Origin of the sequence: Ruminococcus sp. RTP21484sp1_RTP21281st1_A8_RTP21281_210402 (assembly GCF_040914025.1) — a bacterium.
Lineage (GTDB): Bacteria > Bacillota > Clostridia > Lachnospirales > Lachnospiraceae > Blautia_A > Blautia_A faecis.
This window is the reverse complement of the sequence record NZ_JBCPGE010000049.1, coordinates 1-18,778: the sequence shown is the minus strand read 5'-3', so window position 1 is coordinate 18,778 and position 18,778 is coordinate 1. Positions and strand designations below refer to the sequence as shown.

The window sequence follows — 18,778 nt, the reverse complement described above, 5'->3', positions numbered from 1 at the left end:
GAGAATTGGAACCAGAGTAGGTTCAGAACATTATGGACAGTATGATAAAAAAATTGTATGACATGGAACTGGAAGAACTGGGACGGAGCGGCTGGCAGGATGAAAAATTACTGTCAGAAGTCAGAAAACTTCTGGAAAAGAACAAGGCTTCTATCCAGGTGGAAGATAAAACTGGACGAGAAGGCGTTGATCTGGCATTTGCGATTGCTGAGATAGGAGAAGAAATTGGGTTTACACAAGGATTCAAGTGTGCCTTACAGCTAAGAACAAGAGCGCCTGTATTCGTGAGATGAAAAAGAAGGAAAACGAATGGAATAACATAAAAAATGGACTGCACATTGATTCTACGGATACGGTCGTAAGCTTATGCTATCGTCATTTGGAATACCAGGTATCAAACAACGATTTAAAGGGGAAATCCATAGACCGCAGAGAGTGTACGATTGAAAATCAGATCAGCGGATATGACTTAGGATATCTCCAGGCGCAGCAAGTAACTCCGATAGATATTGAAACCCATGTGAAACTGCTTATTTCTGAAAATAAGGTGGGCGCGTCTTCAATCGGAAAAGTCGTAGATGTACTGAATGCGGCTTATGAATGGGCGATTCGCCAGGGGGATATGCAGCAGAACCCAGTGAGATTAGTAAAAACAGAGCTGTCCAAGAAGTTGAAGAAGCTCTCCGTAAAAGGGGCAGATGAAGCCGATGTAGTTGCGCTATCGGATGAGGAAATAAAGCTTTTTGAACAGGAGGCTACAGAGCTACATGCAAATGGGCACGAGAAGTATCCTGCTGGCATGTATTGCTTGTTATTACTACATACAGGTATGCGAGTGGGAGAGATGATTGCTCTGCGCTGGCGAGACTGGAAAGGAGACTATCTGGTGATTGAGAAGTCTGTTTCGACGGCCAAGAACCGGAACAAAAAGTCAGAAGATGAGAACAATTATATTTCTCTGGAAGGTAACACAAAGAATCAGAAAGCGCGGAATATTCAGCTTAACAGGGAAGCAAAGTACATTCTGTGGAAGTTAAAGCATAGCCGGGAAAGCTGTGAGCAAGATGATCTTATTGTCCCTACTAAGACTGGTAAGATGAATACAGCCAGTAATCTGGAACATTGTATGAAGGTGATTATGAAGAATGCAGGGCTTGAAGATGTCAAAGGAGGACTGCATATTTTCAGAAAGACATTTGCCACCAAGATGTATGAGAATGGAGCCAGGGTAGAAGAGATTGCTGCTTACATAGGCGATCTGCCCTCAACAACGCAGAAATACTATATTGCGATCAGACGTAAAGTAGTGGCTGATGGGGAAACGCATCAGATAGTAAAATTACCGGGAAGCAAAGCTGGTGAGGAACCAGTTGCATAAATATAGGATTTACGATAGGAGGAATAACATGAAATACGGCGAAGTTTATATTATTACACCACTTTACAACTTTTTCATAAAAAAATATCGTACAGGGCTTTCTGATGTATAATGAATTTGGCACAAAACATTACAAAGGAAAGTGACCCTGTACGACAAAAACATTATACAACGAAAAAACACTGATTGGTAGACTTCATCAATATTTTTTGATTTATTTTGAAACTTTTTTTGTCCCGACAGCAGATACCTTATTTCTGTTGATATTATCCATACTGACCTTAGAATCCGCACATTCCATCCGGTTTCTATATCAGCATTTTTTATCCGGAATAACGGAGAAATCACTGAATGTATTTTATTATGCATGTTCCTATGCAAAGATTGATTATTCCAGATTTATGAACACCACTGTCAGGATTGCTTTGAAGCTGATACCAGATTCATTGCAGACGCAGCCTGTATTTCTGTGTGTGGATGATACGATGGTATCTAAATTTGGCACAAAATTTGAAAATGTTTCAAAACTGTTTGACCATGCCGCACACAACGGTTCTAATTATCTGAATGGACACTGCTTTGTGAGTGTCATGCTCTGTGTACCTGTCTGGAATGGGGATAAAGTATCTTATCTTTCCGTTCCTCTTGGTTATCGTATGTGGCAGAAAAAAGAGTCTAAACTGGAACTGGCAGCCTCCATGATCCGGCAGGTTATGCCTGAATTTCACAGCAAAGATCATGTCATCATCCTTTGTGACAGCTGGTATACAAAACAGAACCTGGTATCCATCATTGATGAATATCCGAATCTGGATCTGATTGGCAATGCAAGGATTGATTCTGTCATGTATGATCTTGCACCTGCACAGACTGGTCGTCGGGGACGTCCTGCCAAACATGGAAAACGTCTTTCTGTTGAAACAGATTTTACGTTTTCCAATGAAAAGATCGGTGATTATGATACCGGTGTCCGCCGGGTTCTCACTAAGATCTTCGGCAACAGGGAAGTCCTTGCCTATGCCACCGCCACAGAAAAAGAACATGATACAAAACGGCTATTTTTCAGCACCATTTTCCCAGAAGATCTGCAGATTTTCTGTGCATGGCAGGAAAAAGCACCATTGAACGAGACCGGAAGTGACCGTATGAAATACATTCCACTGTTGCTATATTCGTTTCGCTGGAATATTGAAACAAGCTACTATGAACAGAAAACGTTCTGGTCTATTTGTAACTATATGGTGCGAAGCTGCAAAGGGATTGAAATGCTTGTCAATCTGATTAACATCAGTTACTGTGCCATGAAGATTCTGCCCTATCAGAACGAACATTTTTCTAAGTACCGTACAAAAAGCGTACAGGAGTTTCGCTTTGAATTAAGTCAGGGCATTCGCAGCCAGATATTTTTTGCCACTTTCGTGAAAAATATCGAAACACATATAAAATCAAATGCTATGACAAAGGCCTTAAAACAGCTGATTCATCAGCAAGTCTATCATTTATAAAGTTGTAAACTGGTGTGAAATTAACAGAAAAAGCAGTAAAATTAAGGTTTTGAATGATTTTGATTGACATAGGATATAAGCTGTTTTCTATACCAGGACGAACTCCTAAGCGCTAGCTGTGGATTCGATTCACGCATGGGATGCTGGTATGAAAGCGAAATTGTGTTGGTTGTTTATAGAAAGGTCGAATATGATTTTTGATAAATACAGGAAAAGAGCAAGTGTGTCGGCTATTATAGGCTGGGGCACTTGCTCTTTTCCTGTACATGCTATGAGTGGATGCAGAGGAAAAACTCAGGCTTGGTCGGAATGAAGATGAGGAGTATCGATCAATTCAAACTTGTTTAGGTCTCCACGGTATCTGGCAAATGCATAATCGAGTACTGTACCATCCGCTCTTCTGGAAATATTATGAAAACATAACATCGGGGTATTGGCATCTACCTGTAAAAGATGGATATCTTCGGCGGAAGCATTTGCAGCAGAGACAATGGACTTCGTCTCGTGGATACAGGATTCTGACCGGGTCATAAGCAGTTCATATAAAGACCGTACAGTAAAATCTTCACTTAAAATAAAAGCGCAAAGAGAATAGGGCAGGTAATTCTGAATTGTGACCATAGGTACGTTGTCAGAAAGTCGCCTGCGAAACATGGAGATCAGTTTTTCACCTGGTTCGATACCTAATTTCTTTGCAAGGGTCTCATTGGCAGGAACTACCTGAAGATTAAGCAACTCAGTAGAAGGTGTTTTATTCTGTCGGCTGACCTGCTGATAAAAAGGCTCAAAAGAACGGATAAAGTTCTCAGAATGACTGGTATTATTGGTTACAAATGTTCCCTTGCTGGCAATACGTTCCAGCCAACCTTCTTTAGATAAATCTGAAATTGCCTGACGAACAGTTGAACGGCTTACGTGAAAGTGTTCCACCATTTGCATTTCGGTAGGGAGACAATCGCCCTCTTTTAAATTCCCTTTTTTGATCTCTGAAAGGATCAGAGACTTTAATTGATAATAAAGCGGAACAGGAACCGTTTTATCAATATTCATTTCTAATAAATTCATAACTGTACTCCTATAGAAAGTGTATTTATACGAACATGGTGCAGGAGCAAGTTGTAGAAACAAATGTCCGTACAAAAAACAAATATATAATGTATACATACATGATACATTATGATTATTTACGTGTCAACCAATTGTTTTGACAATTATAACCAAATATCATAATGAAATATTGTGCAATTGTATTCTGCGTTTAGTGTTGACAATGGTCGTACAAAGTGTTACATTACAGATACAAGGTACGAATGTTCGCACAAAACAAATAAACAAAGCAGAACAAATGAAAGAATGGGTTACAGAAATGAAGATACTTTGTGTAGGAATGATGGTATGCGATACGATAATTAGCCCGGTACCAGATGATGTACTTTCAAAAGATTCTGTAATGATTGAACCACCGGTGTTGTCCTGTGGAGGAGATGCCTTAAATACAGCGATTGGCCTTGCGAAGCTGTCCTGCGATGTCACGATGGCAGGAAAGACAGGCGTAGATTCTAATGGGGCATTTCTGATAGAACAATGTAGACATTACGGAGTTCATACAGATGGTGTGATCAGAGACGGGAAGTGTTCTACTGCTTGCTCTTATGCCCTTGTAGATATGGAAGGGGAACGGCATTTCCTGTCGGAAGTTTCCATATTTCATCAGTTTGGAGCAGACGAGATACCAGATGAGTTAATTCAGAAAGCAGATCTGATTTATGTGGGATCGGTGATGGCCATGAACCGGATGGATAATGGAGGAATCCAGAATCTGTTTGAGAGAGCTCACAGGTTTAAGAAGATAACGGTTATGGATGCTGCAATGAATGACAGTGAAATATGTGACTGGAACAAAGTGCTGCCACCAATTTTTAAAGAGACCGATATCTTCTTTCCAAGTATGATAGAAGCCTCATTTATAGCAGGCACAGACCAGATCAATCAGATCCGTGAAAAATTCTCAGAAAGCGGAATCCGGTATCTGGGAATCAAGCTGGGAGGAAAAGGGTGTTACGTTACAGATTTTACAGAAGAGCAGTATATCCCTTGTCTGAAAAATATGCCTGTGGTAGATACTTCCGGAGCTGGTGATTCTTTTATGGCAGGCCTGATCTGTGCTTTGTCTCATGGGAAATCTTTTTTTGAGGCAGCAAGATTTGGATCTCTGATAGGAAGCCTGAATGTGGGAAAGAAAGGTGCCACTGGAGGAATCCCATCCTATGACGAAGCAATGGAAATTTTTAATCAGCGAACAGATATGTAATTGTTTGATGTACGACATCATTCAAAATAAAAACAAGTTATAAAAGTGTAGGAGGAAAACAAACATGAAATTTGCACCAATGAAAGAAATCCTGAAACTGGCAGAAGAGAGAAATGTGGCTTATGGAGCATATGTAACAGTATCTTATGAAATGGCAAGAGCCGCTATTGAAGCTGGAAATGAGACTGGTACACCGGTTATCTTCATCACAGGTACAGACTGTGTAGAATTAGCAGGTGGATATGAAGGCATGGTAAATATGGTTAAATTCGCAGCTCGTGATGCGCAGATTCCGGTATGCCTGCATGCAGACCATTTCAAATCTTATGAAGATTGTGCAAAAGCAATCAATGCTGGTTACTCATCTGTTATGATTGACGGATCTGGTCTTCCATTTGAAGAGAATATTGCACTGACCAAGAAAGTTGTTGATTTAGCTCATCCACTTGGAATCACAGTAGAAGGTGAACTTGGACGTCTGGTTGGTGAAGAAGGCGACTTAAAGGTACTTGGACCGGAAGCAGCTCAGACAGTTCCGGAAGAAGCAAAAGAATTTGTAGAGCGTACAGGTATTGATGCATTGGCTGTCAGCATCGGAACACAGCACGGACATTACATTGCAGCTCCGAAATTAAATATTGAAAGACTTGCTAAGATCGACGAATTAGTAGATATTCCGCTGGTATTGCACGGAGGCTCTGGCACACCACTTGACCAGGTACAGGATGCAATCCGTCATGGTATCCGCAAGATCAATGTAGCTACAGATGTACTGGTATCTGTTGCAAACTCATTTGAAGAGATGAAGAAAGAACAGGGCGATAACTTCAAATACAATACAACCATGTTTATTCATTCAAAAGAAAGCTGCAAAGCATTTATTAAAGAAAAAATGATGCAGTTCCGTCTGGAGGCAAAATAGAAATTACGGAAATATTTAAGTGAAAAGTAGTATTGGGGAATATTACAAAATAAAAACCATTTTAGGAGAAAAAGAAAATGAACAAAAGAAAAATGATGGGTGTAGCGGCAATGGCAGTTGCAGCAATGACAATTACAACAGTTGGTGGTGTATCTGTTTACGCAGATGATGATATTAATGCAACAGTAATCTGGCGAGCATTTGACGACCAGTTCCAGAGCGGATTCCGAATCATTATGGGAAATGAAGAAGAAAACATCGGTGGAATTAAACTGGATATGCAGGATGCTGAAAACCAGGTATCTGTAGCAAACAATAAGCTGGATATGGCGCTGACAAAAGGAACAGATATTGTTGCAATCTGTGCTCCGGACCGTGAATCTACAGCAGAGATGGCACAAAAATGTGACGCAGAAAATGTACCAGCAGTATTCTTTAACATGCAGCCGATGGATGAGACAATGGAAGAATACGATAATATCTGGTATGTAGGAGCAGAAGCTTCCGAATCAGGTACTATGTGTGCACAGGCACTGATCAATTACTGGAATGAGAATAAAGACATTGCTGACAAGAATGGTGATGGAAAACTCCAGCTTTGCATTCTTCAAGGAGAGATCGGACAGCAGGATGTAGTTCTTAGAACACAGGCTTATAAAGATGCACTGGACGCAGCTGGAATTGAGTACGAAATTATTGCAGAAGATACTGCAAACTGGGATCAGGCGCAGGCTCTGGATAAAATGAATACATGGATTACAGCTTACGGAATTGATGGTATCGAAGGTGTTCTCTGTAATAATGATGGAATGGCTATGGGTGCCCTTCAGGCAGCATTAAATAATGGTTACAATAAGGGCGAGGCTGACAAGTTTGTACCGATTGTTGGTATCGATGCAAACATGGATGCTCTGGAAGCAATGAAATCCGGTGGTTTACTTGGTACTGTATTAAATGACCGCAAGAGCCAGTCTATTGCAATCATGAATGTTCTGAAAGCAGTTGCAAAGGGCGAAGATTTTACAGCAGAAGATCTTGGAGTTGACTGTACTGTAGACGGAAAATATGTATGGGTACCATATGTAATTGTTGATGAATCAAATCTTGATGACACAATAGAACTTATGAAATCTCTGTCAGAATAATCAGCGTTTTGCAGTTATTACGTGATTTCGATGATAATGAAAATGGCAGAAGGTTACGCAGATGTGTAACCTTTCTGCCATTTCAGATGAACGATATACCTTAGGGGGCTTAATTTGATTATGGAAACATTGCGATTAAAAATGACAGATATCACAAAAACATTTCCTGGTGTAAAAGCCTTGGATAAGGTGCAGTTGAATGTAAGACCAGGATCTGTGCATGCGTTGATTGGAGAAAACGGAGCTGGAAAATCAACATTAATGAAATGTCTGTTTGGTTTATACCATCCGGATGAAGGAAATATTGAACTGGATGGAGAAAAAGTAACCATTAATGGACCAACAGAAGCATTAAAATTAGGAATCTCAATGATTCAGCAGGAACTTACACCGATTCCTTATAGAAATGTCATCGACAACATCTGGGCAGGACGGTTTGAGAAAAAAGGGATTATTGTCGATGAAGCAAAGATGAAGAAGAAAACAGAAGAATTGCTTGCTGACTTGGAACTGAATATCCCTGCTACTGCGCTGGCAAAAGATCTGTCAGTTTCACAGTTGCAGGCTGTAGAAATAGCAAAGGCTGTTTCTTACGATGCAAGGATTATCATTATGGATGAACCGACCTCTTCACTTACTAATGCGGAGACACGACATCTGTTTAAGATTATCAGAAGATTAAAATCAGAAGGCCGTTCTATTATTTATATTTCCCACAAATTGGAAGAATTGTTCGAAATTTCAGATGAGATTACCGTTATGCGAGATGGAACTTATGTGGGACGGTATCCAATCGAAGAGATAAGTATTGATGAGCTAATCAAACTGATGGTTGGAAGAAGTATGGAAAATCGTTTTCCACCAAACGAACATGTGGTACAACCTAATGTGCTTCTTAAAGTAGAAAATTTTACCAGTGCTGATCCCCATTCTTTTAAGGGTATGTCCTTTGATCTCCATAAGGGAGAAATATTGGGAATTGGGGGCCTAGTCGGAGCGCAGAGAACTGAACTAGTAGAATCTGTTTTCGGGCTTAGAAGTATTGCTGAAGGAAAATTGTATAAAAATGGACAGGAAATTGTAAATAGCAATCCGCAGGAAGCAATTAAAAATGGGTTTGCAATGCTGACAGAAGAACGCAGAGCAACAGGAATTATTCCTATGCTGTCTGTAATGGATAACACTCTTGCTGTTGCATTTAAGGCAATGGCAGGAAACCGGTTTGGAATATTGAATCCGAAAAAGCTGCAGACAGATGTTGAAAAGATCAATGGTGAGCTGAATGTAAAAACGCCTAGTGTAAAGACTGCAATACAGAATCTTTCAGGTGGAAATCAGCAGAAAGTCCTGATCTGTCGCTGGTTGCTGGCGAATAGTGATATTCTGATTCTGGACGAGCCAACAAGAGGAATTGATGTTGGTGCGAAATATGAAATTTACAGAATCATGCGTGAACTTACTAAAGCAGGAAAATCAATCATCATGGTATCATCTGAAATGCCAGAGCTGATCGGAGTATCTGACAGGATCATGGTAATGTGTGAAGGAAGAATGACAGGTATCCTTGACGCAGCAGAGGTAGAACAGACGGATGTTATGACGTTGGCAACGCAGAGTGAAAATAAGGCAAAGGCGGTGGATTAAGATGAATAAGAGTACTACAGAAAAAAAGAATATAAAAGATTATATTATTGATAATGCTTTGATCATAGCATTACTGATCACGATCATTGGAATTATTATTATCGAGCCATCCTTTCTTCAGTGGCGTGTAGTAACAGATATTATGACGCAGTCAGCTGTAAAACTGATCTGTGCGTTAGGTCTGATGTTTCCACTTTTGTTAGGCGGTACAGACCTTGCTGGTGGCCGTCAGGTTGGTCTGGCAGCTGTTGTAGTAGCATCTCTTGCCCAGAAAGCTGGGTATTCCAAATTATTCTGGCCAGGACTTCCGGAACTCCCTATTTTTGTTCCAATATTAGTTGCACTGGCAGTAGTTGCATTGATCGGTTATCTTAATGGTCTGATGATCTGTAAACTTCGTATGGCACCATTTATTGCTACATATGGTATGGCATCTGCAGTTTATGGTCTGAACCAGTTATATTTTGCAAAAGCACCAAATAATTCTCAGCCAATCGGTGGTATCAGAGATGATCTTACAATTTTAAGCCGTTTCAGAATTGGCGGACAGGTAAGCTTCCTTGTTGTAATTGCACTTGTTGTAATGGCAGTTGTATGGTTTATCCTGAATAGAACTACATTCGGAAAAAATATCTATATTACCGGTGGTAATAAAGAAGCAGCAAAGGTTTCTGGTATTAATGTCAATAAAGTAATTATTGCCTGTTTTATAATTGAAAGTATTTTAGTTGGTCTGGCAGGTATTCTGGAGGTTGCAAGAACCGGTGGAGCAAATGCCGGTTATGGAAATGCTTATGAGTTTGATGCAATTTCTTCCTGCGTAGTTGGCGGTGTATCTTTAAGTGGTGGTATTGGTAAAGTATCCGGAGCATTTATTGGTGTTATGATTTTCACATTCATCAGTTATGGCCTGAGCTTTATTGGACTGAACTCTAACTGGCAGCTTGTTATCAAAGGTATCATTATCTGTTCAGCAGTTGCACTGGACATGAGAAAGAATGCAAAATAATCGATGGAGCAAAGGAGATTAAACATGAAAAAAGTACAGCTTTCAGAAGAATTATCTTTATCAGCAGTAGTTCAGGGATTCTGGCGGGCAGACAGCTGGAATATGACAACGCAGGAGATGGTAAATTTCATGCATGCATGTATCGAACGTGGCGTAACTACATTTGATACAGCTGAAATTTACGGTGGAGCAGAGGCAAAAATGGGAGAAGCTTTTGCTGCTGATCCTTCCATTTTAAAAGAAATTGAACTGGTTTCAAAGACTGGTATTTATTTAACAGAGGTAGACGGTGCTACTTTTGGTTACTATAATACAACAAAAGAAAGAGTTCTGCAGTCCTGCAAAGAGAGTCTAAAGAAACTGCATGCAGATCATCTGGATCTTTATCTGATCCATAGAGAGGATCCTCTTCTGAATCCATGGGACACAGCAGAGGCACTGCTTCAGCTGAAAAAAGAAGGTCTGGTAAGAGAAATTGGTGTATCTAACTTTGATCCTTATAAGTTTGATGCAATGAATGGTGCAGTTGGCGGTCAGCTGGTAACAAACCAGATTGAATGGAATCCTCTTTGCTTTGAGCATTTTAACACTGGCATGATGGATTATCTGACCTATCATAAGATTCATCCAATGATCTGGTCTCCATTGGCAGGCGGACGCCTTTTCAGTGGGAATGATGAAGCATGTGTGAAAGCAAGGAAAAAGATTGAGGATATTGCTGCAAGACATAATGTGGAGCCAGCAGTTATTGTGTATGCGTGGATTATGTACCATCCAGTAGGAGCAATTCCGCTAGTTGGCAGTCAGAAGTTGGACAGACTGGATCTGGCAATCAAAGCACTGGATGTAAAACTTGAACAGTCTGAATGGTTTGAACTTTACAGTGCAAGCGGCCAGCAGGTGATCAGATAAGAATAAATATATAGGTGAAACAAATTCTGGAAAAACGATACCAACATAGATGCGGACATCTGTGAGGTATCGTTTTTTGTAGGTCTTTTTAGAAGCTCTGGAGATGAATCTGAAAAATGTTTTTATTATTTTGTTAGAAACAAGAATAGTGTGAAAGAATAATTGTAATCTATACCTTTGCCAGAAAGGAATATTATACCTTTGGTGCTTTAAAAACAAACCAGATGCTTTATCCATTTGGAATCAAAAAGAAACTCAATGAGTTTGCAGCACTTCTGTCAGTGACACATTTGGATTTTCACCTTGTGACCGTGAAAAATCAAAAATACTTTGTGTATCGATATGAAGGAAAACTCAACGGCATTGAAAATGCCGTAGTTCTTTCAAGCTATTCTGAAAAGGCATTTGGAATCCCCAAGGCACTAAGGGCTTTTCTCAGTACGGATGTGTCCTTATCAACGGACGAGATCCTGACTTATTACGTATTCCGATGGCCGATGATATAACCGTCAGTGTAAGGATAAGTTGGCACTGGACAGCTATCAAATATATTCTGCACAGGGAATCCGAAGATTTTAGCTGCGAATGTCACAGGCACATTTTATGTGTGTAGCGGGAACTGCTGAATTCTGTTCTTTAAAAAATGGATATCACCAAATCCGTGATATTATCCGACTGGAAAAGTATCGGTACATATTTCAATGTGCAAAGACAAGCAACGATTTTAATTCATTAAGGAATGTGAAAGGCTATACGATTAGTTAAGTTAATTACAGATCAAGCCATGTTATAGAAAAAGTTATAGAAGTGTCTAAGGCTGATTTCCGTGGAGACAAAAAAGTTGTGATGTAAGAGAAGAAGAGAAAATTCTATGTTCAATTACTACTGGGGATGTCGAAATGAGGTATTAATCGACATCCCTTTTTGGGGTGCTAGAACAAATGAAGAATTCTAAAATTTATGAATGGAATTGACTAAGAAGTTGAAAGTATAGACATTAAATGATATAATTTTCATATATAACAACAGGAGGTGCGTATTATGTTTGCTATGCAGGAAACTATCAGACCATCAGCGGATTTAAGAAATCATTATAATGAAATCTCAAAGCAGTGCCGTGAGGGAAAAGAAGCTGTTATCATAACTGTAAATGGAAGAGGCGATACAGTGTCTCTGTCCTATGAAGAGTACAAGAACATGAAATCAAGAATAGAATTGCTTGAAATCCTTACTGAAGCAGAAGATGATGTAAAGAATGGTCGCGTTGCGCCAATCAGTGAAACTTTTGATGATTTACGTGCTATGCTGCAGGAGGGCTGAGTTTGAAATACAATGTTGTTCGTACTGATACCGCAGATGCTGGTCTGCGAAAGATTGTATTATATATTGCACAAAATTTCGGCAATGATGTGGCACTGAAAAAGTTAGACGAAATAGAAGATCGTATACGACAGCTGGGAGAAAATCCAGATCTTGGAATTGATCCAAGATACCTGGTATTAAAGCGTCAGGGCTATAAGGTATTGATTCTTGAAAAAGACTTTGTATTTTATAAAGTTAATGAAGCCCGAAAGGAAGTTATTATATATGCTGTCGTAGACCAGAGACAGGATTATTTGAACATTATCCGAGGGCTGTGAGGCAAACGCCGAAATATAACTGACCAAGTAAGTCAATTAAGGTTCGCCTTCGGACAGAAGAATAAGCGGTGGGAGTACTAAAATGGATTTGTGCACTTGAAGCGTGGAAACTGTCTTGATTATGAGGCGAAAATATCACAAAAGTAAACATAATTTTTTGTGCAAAAGGTAGAAAAAGTAGAATTTTGTCGATTTTTAGCCGATTTTCTTCATTTTTCCTGTTTTCAGCACCTTTTGGCAGCAACGTCATTTTAAATTGACCTATAATCGCTCCCAAATTGACCTATCACATCTGAAAACCACCGAAAATGTAGTAAAAATCAGTAAGCCAAATAAGGAAAAAATCGCCTTTCAGAGCCACGAAAAAGCGTTTCAGAAAAAATTTTAAAAGTCCCGCAAAGCCAGTAAATACGCGGATTTCGGAAATTTCATAATACGAAAAAAGCACCTCATCCGAGGTGCTCCACTTAGCAGGGCTACAAGGATTCGAACCTTGAAATGACGGAGTCAGAGTCCGTTGCCTTACCATTTGGCGATAGCCCTATGCGCTTTAGCAAGTTGTTTTCTCGCTTGCGACATGTTGTATTATATATCAACACCCATATAAAAGTCAACCCCCTTTTTTCAAATTTTTTAAAAAAATTTATTCAATTCGTGCAAAGCCTTGATTTTACTGGAAAAAATTAAGATTTCAAGTGCCTTTTCCCTGTGCATTTCGGGATGAATGTGTTATAATCAAGCAAAATATACGGAATCGCATAGGTGGCTGCCGTATAAAATTTTTATAATTAAACAGCCTGTCTGGAGCCTGTTTAAAATTATTCAGGTAATTGAGTCTCAGACTGGCCTCATTAATAAGGAGAATAAACATGAGAGCAAATAACCTGACTCTGCTCACGGATCTCTATGAACTTACCATGATGCAGGGGTATTTTAAGAACTCAACTGACCAGACTGTCGTATTCGACATGTTTTACCGTGATAACCCATGCGGAGGCGGTTTTGCTATCTGTGCAGGACTGGAGCAGGTAATTGAATATATTGAGAATCTGAGATTTACAGACGCAGACATTGAATATCTTCGTGGTCTTTCCATTTTTGAGGAGGATTTTCTGGAATATCTTCGCTCCTTCCATTTTACAGGCGATATTTATGCCATCCCGGAAGGCACTGTTATTTTCCCAAGAGAGCCAATGGTGAAAGTGGTAGCACCGATTATGGAAGCTCAGCTTGTGGAAACTGCGATTTTGAACATTATGAACCATCAGAGCCTGATTGCTACTAAGGCAGCACGTGTCTGCTATGCGGCGAAAGGTGACGGAATCATGGAGTTCGGTCTTCGTCGTGCCCAGGGACCGGATGCCGGTATTTTTGGAGCCCGTGCAGCTGTGATTGGTGGTTGTGTCGGAACCTCCTGCGTGCTTACTGGTCAGATGTTTGACGTGCCAGTGCTTGGAACCCATGCACATTCCTGGATCATGAGCTTCCCGGATGAGTACACTGCATTCAAGACATACGCAAGAATGTACCCGGATGCATGTATCCTTCTGGTAGACACTTACGACGTGCTGAAATCCGGTGTTCCCAATGCAATCCGTGTATTTGAGGAAATGCGGGAGGAGGGAATCCAGCTGAAAAAATATGGTATCCGTATCGACAGCGGTGACCTTGCTTACCTTTCCAAAGAGGCATATAAAATGTTATCGGCAGCTGGTTTTGATGATGCGACCATTTCTGCATCCAGTGACCTTGACGAATATCTGATTGAGAGCCTGAAAGCCCAGGATGCCAAGATCAATTCCTGGGGCGTTGGAACACGTCTGATTACTTCCAATGATAATCCGGCATTTGGTGGTGTATACAAGCTGGCAGCAGTGAAAAATCCTGAGACAGGTGAATTTGTTCCGAAGATCAAGCTTTCTGAGAACACCGCTAAGGTAACAAACCCTGGAAATAAGACAGTATATCGTATTTACAGCAAGTCCACAGGCAAGATTAAAGCTGATTTGATCTGTCTTGCTGACGAGAAGCTGAACCCAGATGAAACTATGGTAGTATTTGACCCGGTTGACACCTGGAAAAAAACTAAGATTCTGGGTGGCACTTACGAAGTTCGTGAGCTTCTGGTTCCAGTTATTAAGGAAGGAAAACGCGTTTATACGTCTCCTTCAGTAATGGAACTTCGCGCAATCTGCCAGAAAGAACAGAGCACTCTCTGGGACGAGTCCAGACGATTCTCCAACCCACAGAAGGTTTATGTGGATCTTTCTCCGAAGCTTTTTGAGGTGAAGAGAGAGCTGATTGAGGAGATGAGCCGTAAGGATCTGGAGTTTGAGGAAGAGTAATTTAATAAGAAAATAAAGTAAGTCTAAATGGGGCGATGTATCAGCGGAAACGATACATTCGCCCCATTTTTTGTTGAAATTAACCAGAAAAGTGCAGAAAAAAACATAGTGTACAGAATGTAAAAATGGTAAACTGTAGGAAAGAAAATTTTTTACAGGAGGAGTGTATGAAAAAAAGGAAATCCATTGGTTTGTGGGTGGGAATCTGTCTTCTGCTTCTGGGAATACTGGGCAGTGTAAATGTTTTTGCTGCAGTGACAGAGGGAAAGGCAGGGGAAATACTTACTGGGGAGTATGCAGTGATTATTAATACGGATACATCTGATTCGAGGAGTACAGGCACACTGATCTTTGATGACAGTGGAAGTACTGCATCCGCTTCAAGTGGAAGTGAGCTTCCCGCAGCTCAAAGCCTGGCCAGGCTGAATACAGGGAGCACCAGCTCAGTCACTGCGCTGAATGAAAAAAGCGCCATTTCGTCCGTTGCATCGGCAGATGAGACTGACGATGGTATATCCGTTCAGGCAGCGGTTACCACTTATGCAATAGGAGAAGAGAAATATATTTACAGAAGCAATGGCAGCGGCAAGACCTATATATGCATTGGGATTGGCGAACATTGCTATATCTGGATGGACAAAAATATGAAAGCGGATTATGATGCCGCTGGAAAAACATCTCTCATAGCATCAGACATGGCGAGCATTTATGACAGACAGCCCTATCAAATCCTGAAAACACTGGCAGGAGGCGATCTTCCCTGGGAAGATGGATCCGGCAAGCTCTCTATTGTGCTGGAAACCTTAAGCGGCGCAAGTGGTCAGTTTCAGTATGATGAGGGAATTACAGCAATCCATATCAACACTCCGGCGGCAGCATCCTATGTCTCCGGTGAAATGACCAGAAGAAACGGTCTGCTGGTTCACGAGGGACAGCACGCAGTATTCTGGCTGAAAACAAAATTCAATGCCTCCGAGAAATATATGTGGATAAACGAAGGTCTTGCAGTAACGGTCATGGATTATCTGTGGGGCGGTACGGACACAAATGGCTGGATGAACGGAATTGCAGGAAGTACCGCTATTCGTAACGGCTCTTCCTTGATGTATAAGAGTTATCGCGATGATATTGCCCAGGACTATGGAATGCCATACCTGTTTGTCAGATACGTAATTGACCGTATGGCAGGAAGCTATGAGCCTATGGCTGTGTTGCCGAGATTTTATACAGTAGATGCTTCCTCCCTTACCTGTGAAGCTTATCTGGAGAAGGTAACAGGAATTCCGTTTAAAACACTTCTTTCAGATTTTTATACAGCTGTGGCAGCAGGAGAAGCTTCTGGTGTATACAGTTTTCCAGGTGATCGGATAGCTGCAAAAAAGGCATCTGCATTTCCGGTATTTTCCGGAGACAGTGGCTCAAAATATTCCATTCCGGCAGCTTCCGCGATCCTTGTGAAACTGAAGGATGGAAAATTTACAGTCCCATCTGATGGGGAAAGCGGAATTGTTTATCGTGTAATAGGAAAACGGACTTCATCTGTGAAACCGGCTGGCGGAAATGGTACAAGCAGCAGTCCTTATCAGATTGATTCTCTGGATGATCTGAATTTGATCGAGGAAAATCAGGGCGCATATTATCAGCTGACCTCAGATATTCAGATACAGGGAAGAATTAATTTTACCATCTCTTATTTTGGTGGAACGCTGGACGGAAACGGACATACGATCTATGGATTGAAAAAGCCTTTGATAGCCATGAATCAGGGGAAAATCAGGAATCTGCGCGTAGCTGCAGATTTTAATGATGATATGCAGAACGTGCAGGGCGTCATCACACAGTACAATGAAGGAAATATTGAAGACTGTATGGTGACAGGAACGATTAGCGGATATATGGGCGGAAACGGAGCTGTTGTATATCCGGAATTTGGCGGAATTGCAGGTGAAAATGCACTTGCCGGAATTATTTTTGGCTGTACATCAAAGCTGAATGTTAATTTGACAATGGCTCCTATGAAAAGCTGGGTAGGTGGAATTGCAGGTCTGAACATTGGTACTATAAGCAAGTGTGTCAGCACCGGTACGATTCGTGTTACCCAGACAAACGGAAATGAATATCCGGTCTATGTGGGCGGAATTGCGGGAGAAATCCAGAAGTTTGGGGGCATGGGCGGTGTGCTCAAAGAATGCCTCCATGCAGGAAAAATCACAGTAACTGCAGCAAACAACCGTGTAGGACAGATGTGTGGAACTGCTGCTGATAATGTACTCAGCTCTTCTTACGGTTTAAGCGGACATGTGCTGAACTGTTATGGAAAGAGTGGAGAGGGGAATTTTGTCGGCGGAACTGATGCTTCCATTGGAACAGGTGGACTTCTCACAGAGGCACAGATGAAAGATCCCAAATCTTACGTGGGCTGGGAGTTTGGAACTGACTGGAAGATTTCAGCGGATGGTTTGCCAGAGCGGGTGGAGAATCCGGAGATTACTTCATTGGAGGTAAAAAACAACTGGACTTCCTGCTACGTGGGAGAAAAACCGTGGTATTGGGGCAGGCTTTTGATAAATGGTACAACTTATTCTGAGATTACAGCCGATATGATAAGCGGCTTTGACAGTTCTGCTGAAGGAACTACTCATGTTTATGTAGAATATAAGGGGAAACAGGTTGGCTATTCAATGGAAGTTGTTGCGCCGAAAACCAGTGATATCAGCAGCATTGTAATATCAGGACAGCCGAAGAAATCTTATGTGGAAGGAGATATATTTAATCCATCCAGAGCCAGCATGTATGCAACGATTGGTGATCGTGCAGCTTATATTTACAGTGGATTTACCTATGACAAAACAGGCCCACTGAAAACCTCGGATACTAAGGTTACTTTTGATTACTTTGGAGTAAAAATACCGTGGGCGATTACGGTTGCAGCGAATGCACCAGCGGCCTTGACTATGCTTGCAGCTCCTGAGAAACTGAATTATGTAGCTGGAGATAAACTCGATCTGACCGGAGTGAAGCTTCAGATTACATATAGCAATGGAAAAGTATCGCCGGTTATTACAGGGGCTGATCTGAATACTTATGGAATACATTTGGCGCTTGGAAGTGGAAGCGGTTCATCGGCTGTGATTGATAATGGCAGAATAACAGAGTCATCAGATAATGGAAAAGATCTTATTGCTTATGTGTCTGATAAGCTGCCGGGAGAATATGGTGCCGTGATCGCTGTGCTTGGAATAATGAGCGTAACAGAACCATTGGCGATTACAGATACTGAGCTGTACGCGGTTACAGGAACTGGAAAAGAGCAGTGGATATATTCAGGCTTTGTTACAGGTGGAAGTGGTAAGTATGAAACTCAGGTTGTTTCTGAGAATTTACCGGCTGGTTTAACTGTTTTTGCGGTTCCTGGCGGAGGCTCTTATGGAAGTAAATATTTTACTTTTTCCGGGACTGTCACTGCACCAGTGGGAATTTATGAGTCACAGTATAAAATTGTGGATACAGGAACAAAGGCAGTTTTGCCAGTTACAATAAAAATTATAGTTACGGCTTCTAATGAGGCAAGATTTTATAGTTTTGTACTTAACAAGGCGTTTAATTCCCAGTTAAAAGAGGATGTTGTTGGGGAAATTGATAATGAGAACCGTAAGATTACGCTGCGGTTGCCAAAAGGAACTAATGTTACCAGGCTGGCACCGAATATTGATTATGGTTCTGGTACAGGAACAGCGGTGGCAGATGAGTTTACCAGTGGAAGATCTCATGATTTTACAAATCCGGTACAGTATGTTCTGACAGCGCCAGATGGTGTAACGAAGATAACATATACGGTTACAGTTGTTTTTTACGATGAAACGCAGGGTGGTTCCGGGGAAACTGAGCATACGCATACCTGGGATGCCGGAGTTATAACGAAAGAGGCTACTATTTCAAGTACAGGAATTAAGACATATACCTGTAC

Annotated in this window: 14 protein-coding genes, 1 tRNA gene and 1 pseudogene; 14 read left to right on the top strand and 2 right to left on the bottom strand. The window is 41.0% G+C overall.

The window, feature by feature from the left end; translation table 11 throughout:
• Window positions 1–32: 32 nt before the first annotated feature.
• The 3 genes from AB5170_RS18480 to AB5170_RS18470 all read left to right on the top strand — a co-directional run bounded on the left by AB5170_RS18480 (window position 33) and on the right by AB5170_RS18470 (window position 2,883).
• Window positions 33–293, top strand: coding sequence for a hypothetical protein (locus tag AB5170_RS18480; RefSeq protein WP_313720484.1), 261 nt, complete (start codon window positions 33–35; stop codon window positions 291–293).
• Window positions 290–1,378, top strand: coding sequence for a tyrosine-type recombinase/integrase (locus tag AB5170_RS18475; RefSeq protein WP_313720486.1), 1,089 nt, complete (start codon window positions 290–292; stop codon window positions 1,376–1,378). Before AB5170_RS18480 ends, AB5170_RS18475 begins: the two co-directional genes overlap by 4 nt.
• Window positions 1,379–1,638: 260 nt before the next feature.
• Complete coding sequence (locus AB5170_RS18470; RefSeq protein WP_331667822.1) at window positions 1,639–2,883, top strand: transposase; 1,245 nt, start codon at window positions 1,639–1,641, stop codon at window positions 2,881–2,883.
• Between the two features lie 294 nt (window positions 2,884–3,177).
• On the opposite strand, the gene AB5170_RS18465 is transcribed toward AB5170_RS18470, so the two are convergent.
• A complete protein-coding gene (locus AB5170_RS18465; protein WP_313720488.1) occupies window positions 3,178–3,948 on the bottom strand; it encodes a GntR family transcriptional regulator in 771 nt (256 codons plus the stop codon).
• A gap of 280 nt (window positions 3,949–4,228) precedes the next feature.
• On the opposite strand from AB5170_RS18465, the gene AB5170_RS18460 reads away from it, so the two are divergent.
• The 9 genes from AB5170_RS18460 to AB5170_RS18420 all read left to right on the top strand — a co-directional run bounded on the left by AB5170_RS18460 (window position 4,229) and on the right by AB5170_RS18420 (window position 12,466).
• Window positions 4,229–5,194, top strand: coding sequence for a carbohydrate kinase family protein (locus AB5170_RS18460; protein WP_313720490.1), 966 nt, complete (start codon window positions 4,229–4,231; stop codon window positions 5,192–5,194).
• 64 nt (window positions 5,195–5,258) lie between these two features.
• Window positions 5,259–6,116, top strand: a complete 858-nt coding sequence (locus AB5170_RS18455; RefSeq protein WP_313720492.1) for a class II fructose-bisphosphate aldolase — start codon at window positions 5,259–5,261, stop codon at window positions 6,114–6,116.
• Between the two features lie 77 nt (window positions 6,117–6,193).
• Complete coding sequence (locus AB5170_RS18450) at window positions 6,194–7,261, top strand: galactose ABC transporter substrate-binding protein (RefSeq protein ID WP_313720494.1); 1,068 nt, start codon at window positions 6,194–6,196, stop codon at window positions 7,259–7,261.
• A gap of 120 nt (window positions 7,262–7,381) precedes the next feature.
• Complete coding sequence (locus AB5170_RS18445; RefSeq protein ID WP_313720496.1) at window positions 7,382–8,905, top strand: sugar ABC transporter ATP-binding protein; 1,524 nt, start codon at window positions 7,382–7,384, stop codon at window positions 8,903–8,905.
• Window position 8,906: 1 nt separating this feature from the next.
• Complete coding sequence (locus tag AB5170_RS18440; RefSeq protein WP_313720498.1) at window positions 8,907–9,914, top strand: beta-methylgalactoside transporter; 1,008 nt, start codon at window positions 8,907–8,909, stop codon at window positions 9,912–9,914.
• 24 nt (window positions 9,915–9,938) lie between these two features.
• The gene (locus AB5170_RS18435) at window positions 9,939–10,826 is read left to right on the top strand and encodes an aldo/keto reductase (protein ID WP_313720499.1); all 888 of its coding nucleotides are present in this window, start codon (window positions 9,939–9,941) and stop codon (window positions 10,824–10,826) included.
• 224 nt (window positions 10,827–11,050) lie between these two features.
• A complete protein-coding gene (locus AB5170_RS18430; protein WP_313720501.1) occupies window positions 11,051–11,332 on the top strand; it encodes a hypothetical protein in 282 nt (93 codons plus the stop codon).
• Window positions 11,333–11,867: 535 nt separating this feature from the next.
• The gene (locus tag AB5170_RS18425; protein ID WP_118583221.1) at window positions 11,868–12,146 is read left to right on the top strand and encodes a type II toxin-antitoxin system Phd/YefM family antitoxin; all 279 of its coding nucleotides are present in this window, start codon (window positions 11,868–11,870) and stop codon (window positions 12,144–12,146) included.
• A 2-nt stretch (window positions 12,147–12,148) separates the two neighbouring features.
• Window positions 12,149–12,466, top strand: coding sequence for a type II toxin-antitoxin system RelE/ParE family toxin (locus AB5170_RS18420; protein WP_204454076.1), 318 nt, complete (start codon window positions 12,149–12,151; stop codon window positions 12,464–12,466).
• 471 nt (window positions 12,467–12,937) lie between these two features.
• On the opposite strand, the gene AB5170_RS18415 is transcribed toward AB5170_RS18420, so the two are convergent.
• Window positions 12,938–13,009, bottom strand: a tRNA-Gln gene (locus tag AB5170_RS18415).
• Between the two features lie 326 nt (window positions 13,010–13,335).
• On the opposite strand from AB5170_RS18415, the gene AB5170_RS18410 reads away from it, so the two are divergent.
• The gene (locus AB5170_RS18410; protein ID WP_195391709.1) at window positions 13,336–14,811 is read left to right on the top strand and encodes a nicotinate phosphoribosyltransferase; all 1,476 of its coding nucleotides are present in this window, start codon (window positions 13,336–13,338) and stop codon (window positions 14,809–14,811) included.
• A 167-nt stretch (window positions 14,812–14,978) separates the two neighbouring features.
• A pseudogene (locus tag AB5170_RS18405) lies at window positions 14,979–18,778 on the top strand (hypothetical protein); the annotation flags it as partial.

What these genes read in the sequence shown, in the direction of transcription:
- AB5170_RS18445 (WP_313720496.1), top strand. Translation starts at nt 7,382, where the DNA reads ATGGAAACATTGCGATTAAAAATGACAGATATCACAAAAACATTTCCT.
- AB5170_RS18455 (WP_313720492.1), top strand. Translation starts at nt 5,259, where the DNA reads ATGAAATTTGCACCAATGAAAGAAATCCTGAAACTGGCAGAAGAGAGA.
- AB5170_RS18450 (WP_313720494.1), top strand. Translation starts at nt 6,194, where the DNA reads ATGAACAAAAGAAAAATGATGGGTGTAGCGGCAATGGCAGTTGCAGCA.
- AB5170_RS18410 (WP_195391709.1), top strand. Translation starts at nt 13,336, where the DNA reads ATGAGAGCAAATAACCTGACTCTGCTCACGGATCTCTATGAACTTACC.
- AB5170_RS18480 (WP_313720484.1), top strand. Translation starts at nt 33, where the DNA reads ATGGACAGTATGATAAAAAAATTGTATGACATGGAACTGGAAGAACTG.
- AB5170_RS18460 (WP_313720490.1), top strand. Translation starts at nt 4,229, where the DNA reads ATGAAAGAATGGGTTACAGAAATGAAGATACTTTGTGTAGGAATGATG.
- AB5170_RS18465 (WP_313720488.1), bottom strand. Translation starts at nt 3,948, where the DNA reads ATGAATTTATTAGAAATGAATATTGATAAAACGGTTCCTGTTCCGCTT.
- AB5170_RS18425 (WP_118583221.1), top strand. Translation starts at nt 11,868, where the DNA reads ATGTTTGCTATGCAGGAAACTATCAGACCATCAGCGGATTTAAGAAAT.
- AB5170_RS18440 (WP_313720498.1), top strand. Translation starts at nt 8,907, where the DNA reads ATGAATAAGAGTACTACAGAAAAAAAGAATATAAAAGATTATATTATT.
- AB5170_RS18430 (WP_313720501.1), top strand. Translation starts at nt 11,051, where the DNA reads ATGCTTTATCCATTTGGAATCAAAAAGAAACTCAATGAGTTTGCAGCA.
- AB5170_RS18435 (WP_313720499.1), top strand. Translation starts at nt 9,939, where the DNA reads ATGAAAAAAGTACAGCTTTCAGAAGAATTATCTTTATCAGCAGTAGTT.
- AB5170_RS18475 (WP_313720486.1), top strand. Translation starts at nt 290, where the DNA reads ATGAAAAAGAAGGAAAACGAATGGAATAACATAAAAAATGGACTGCAC.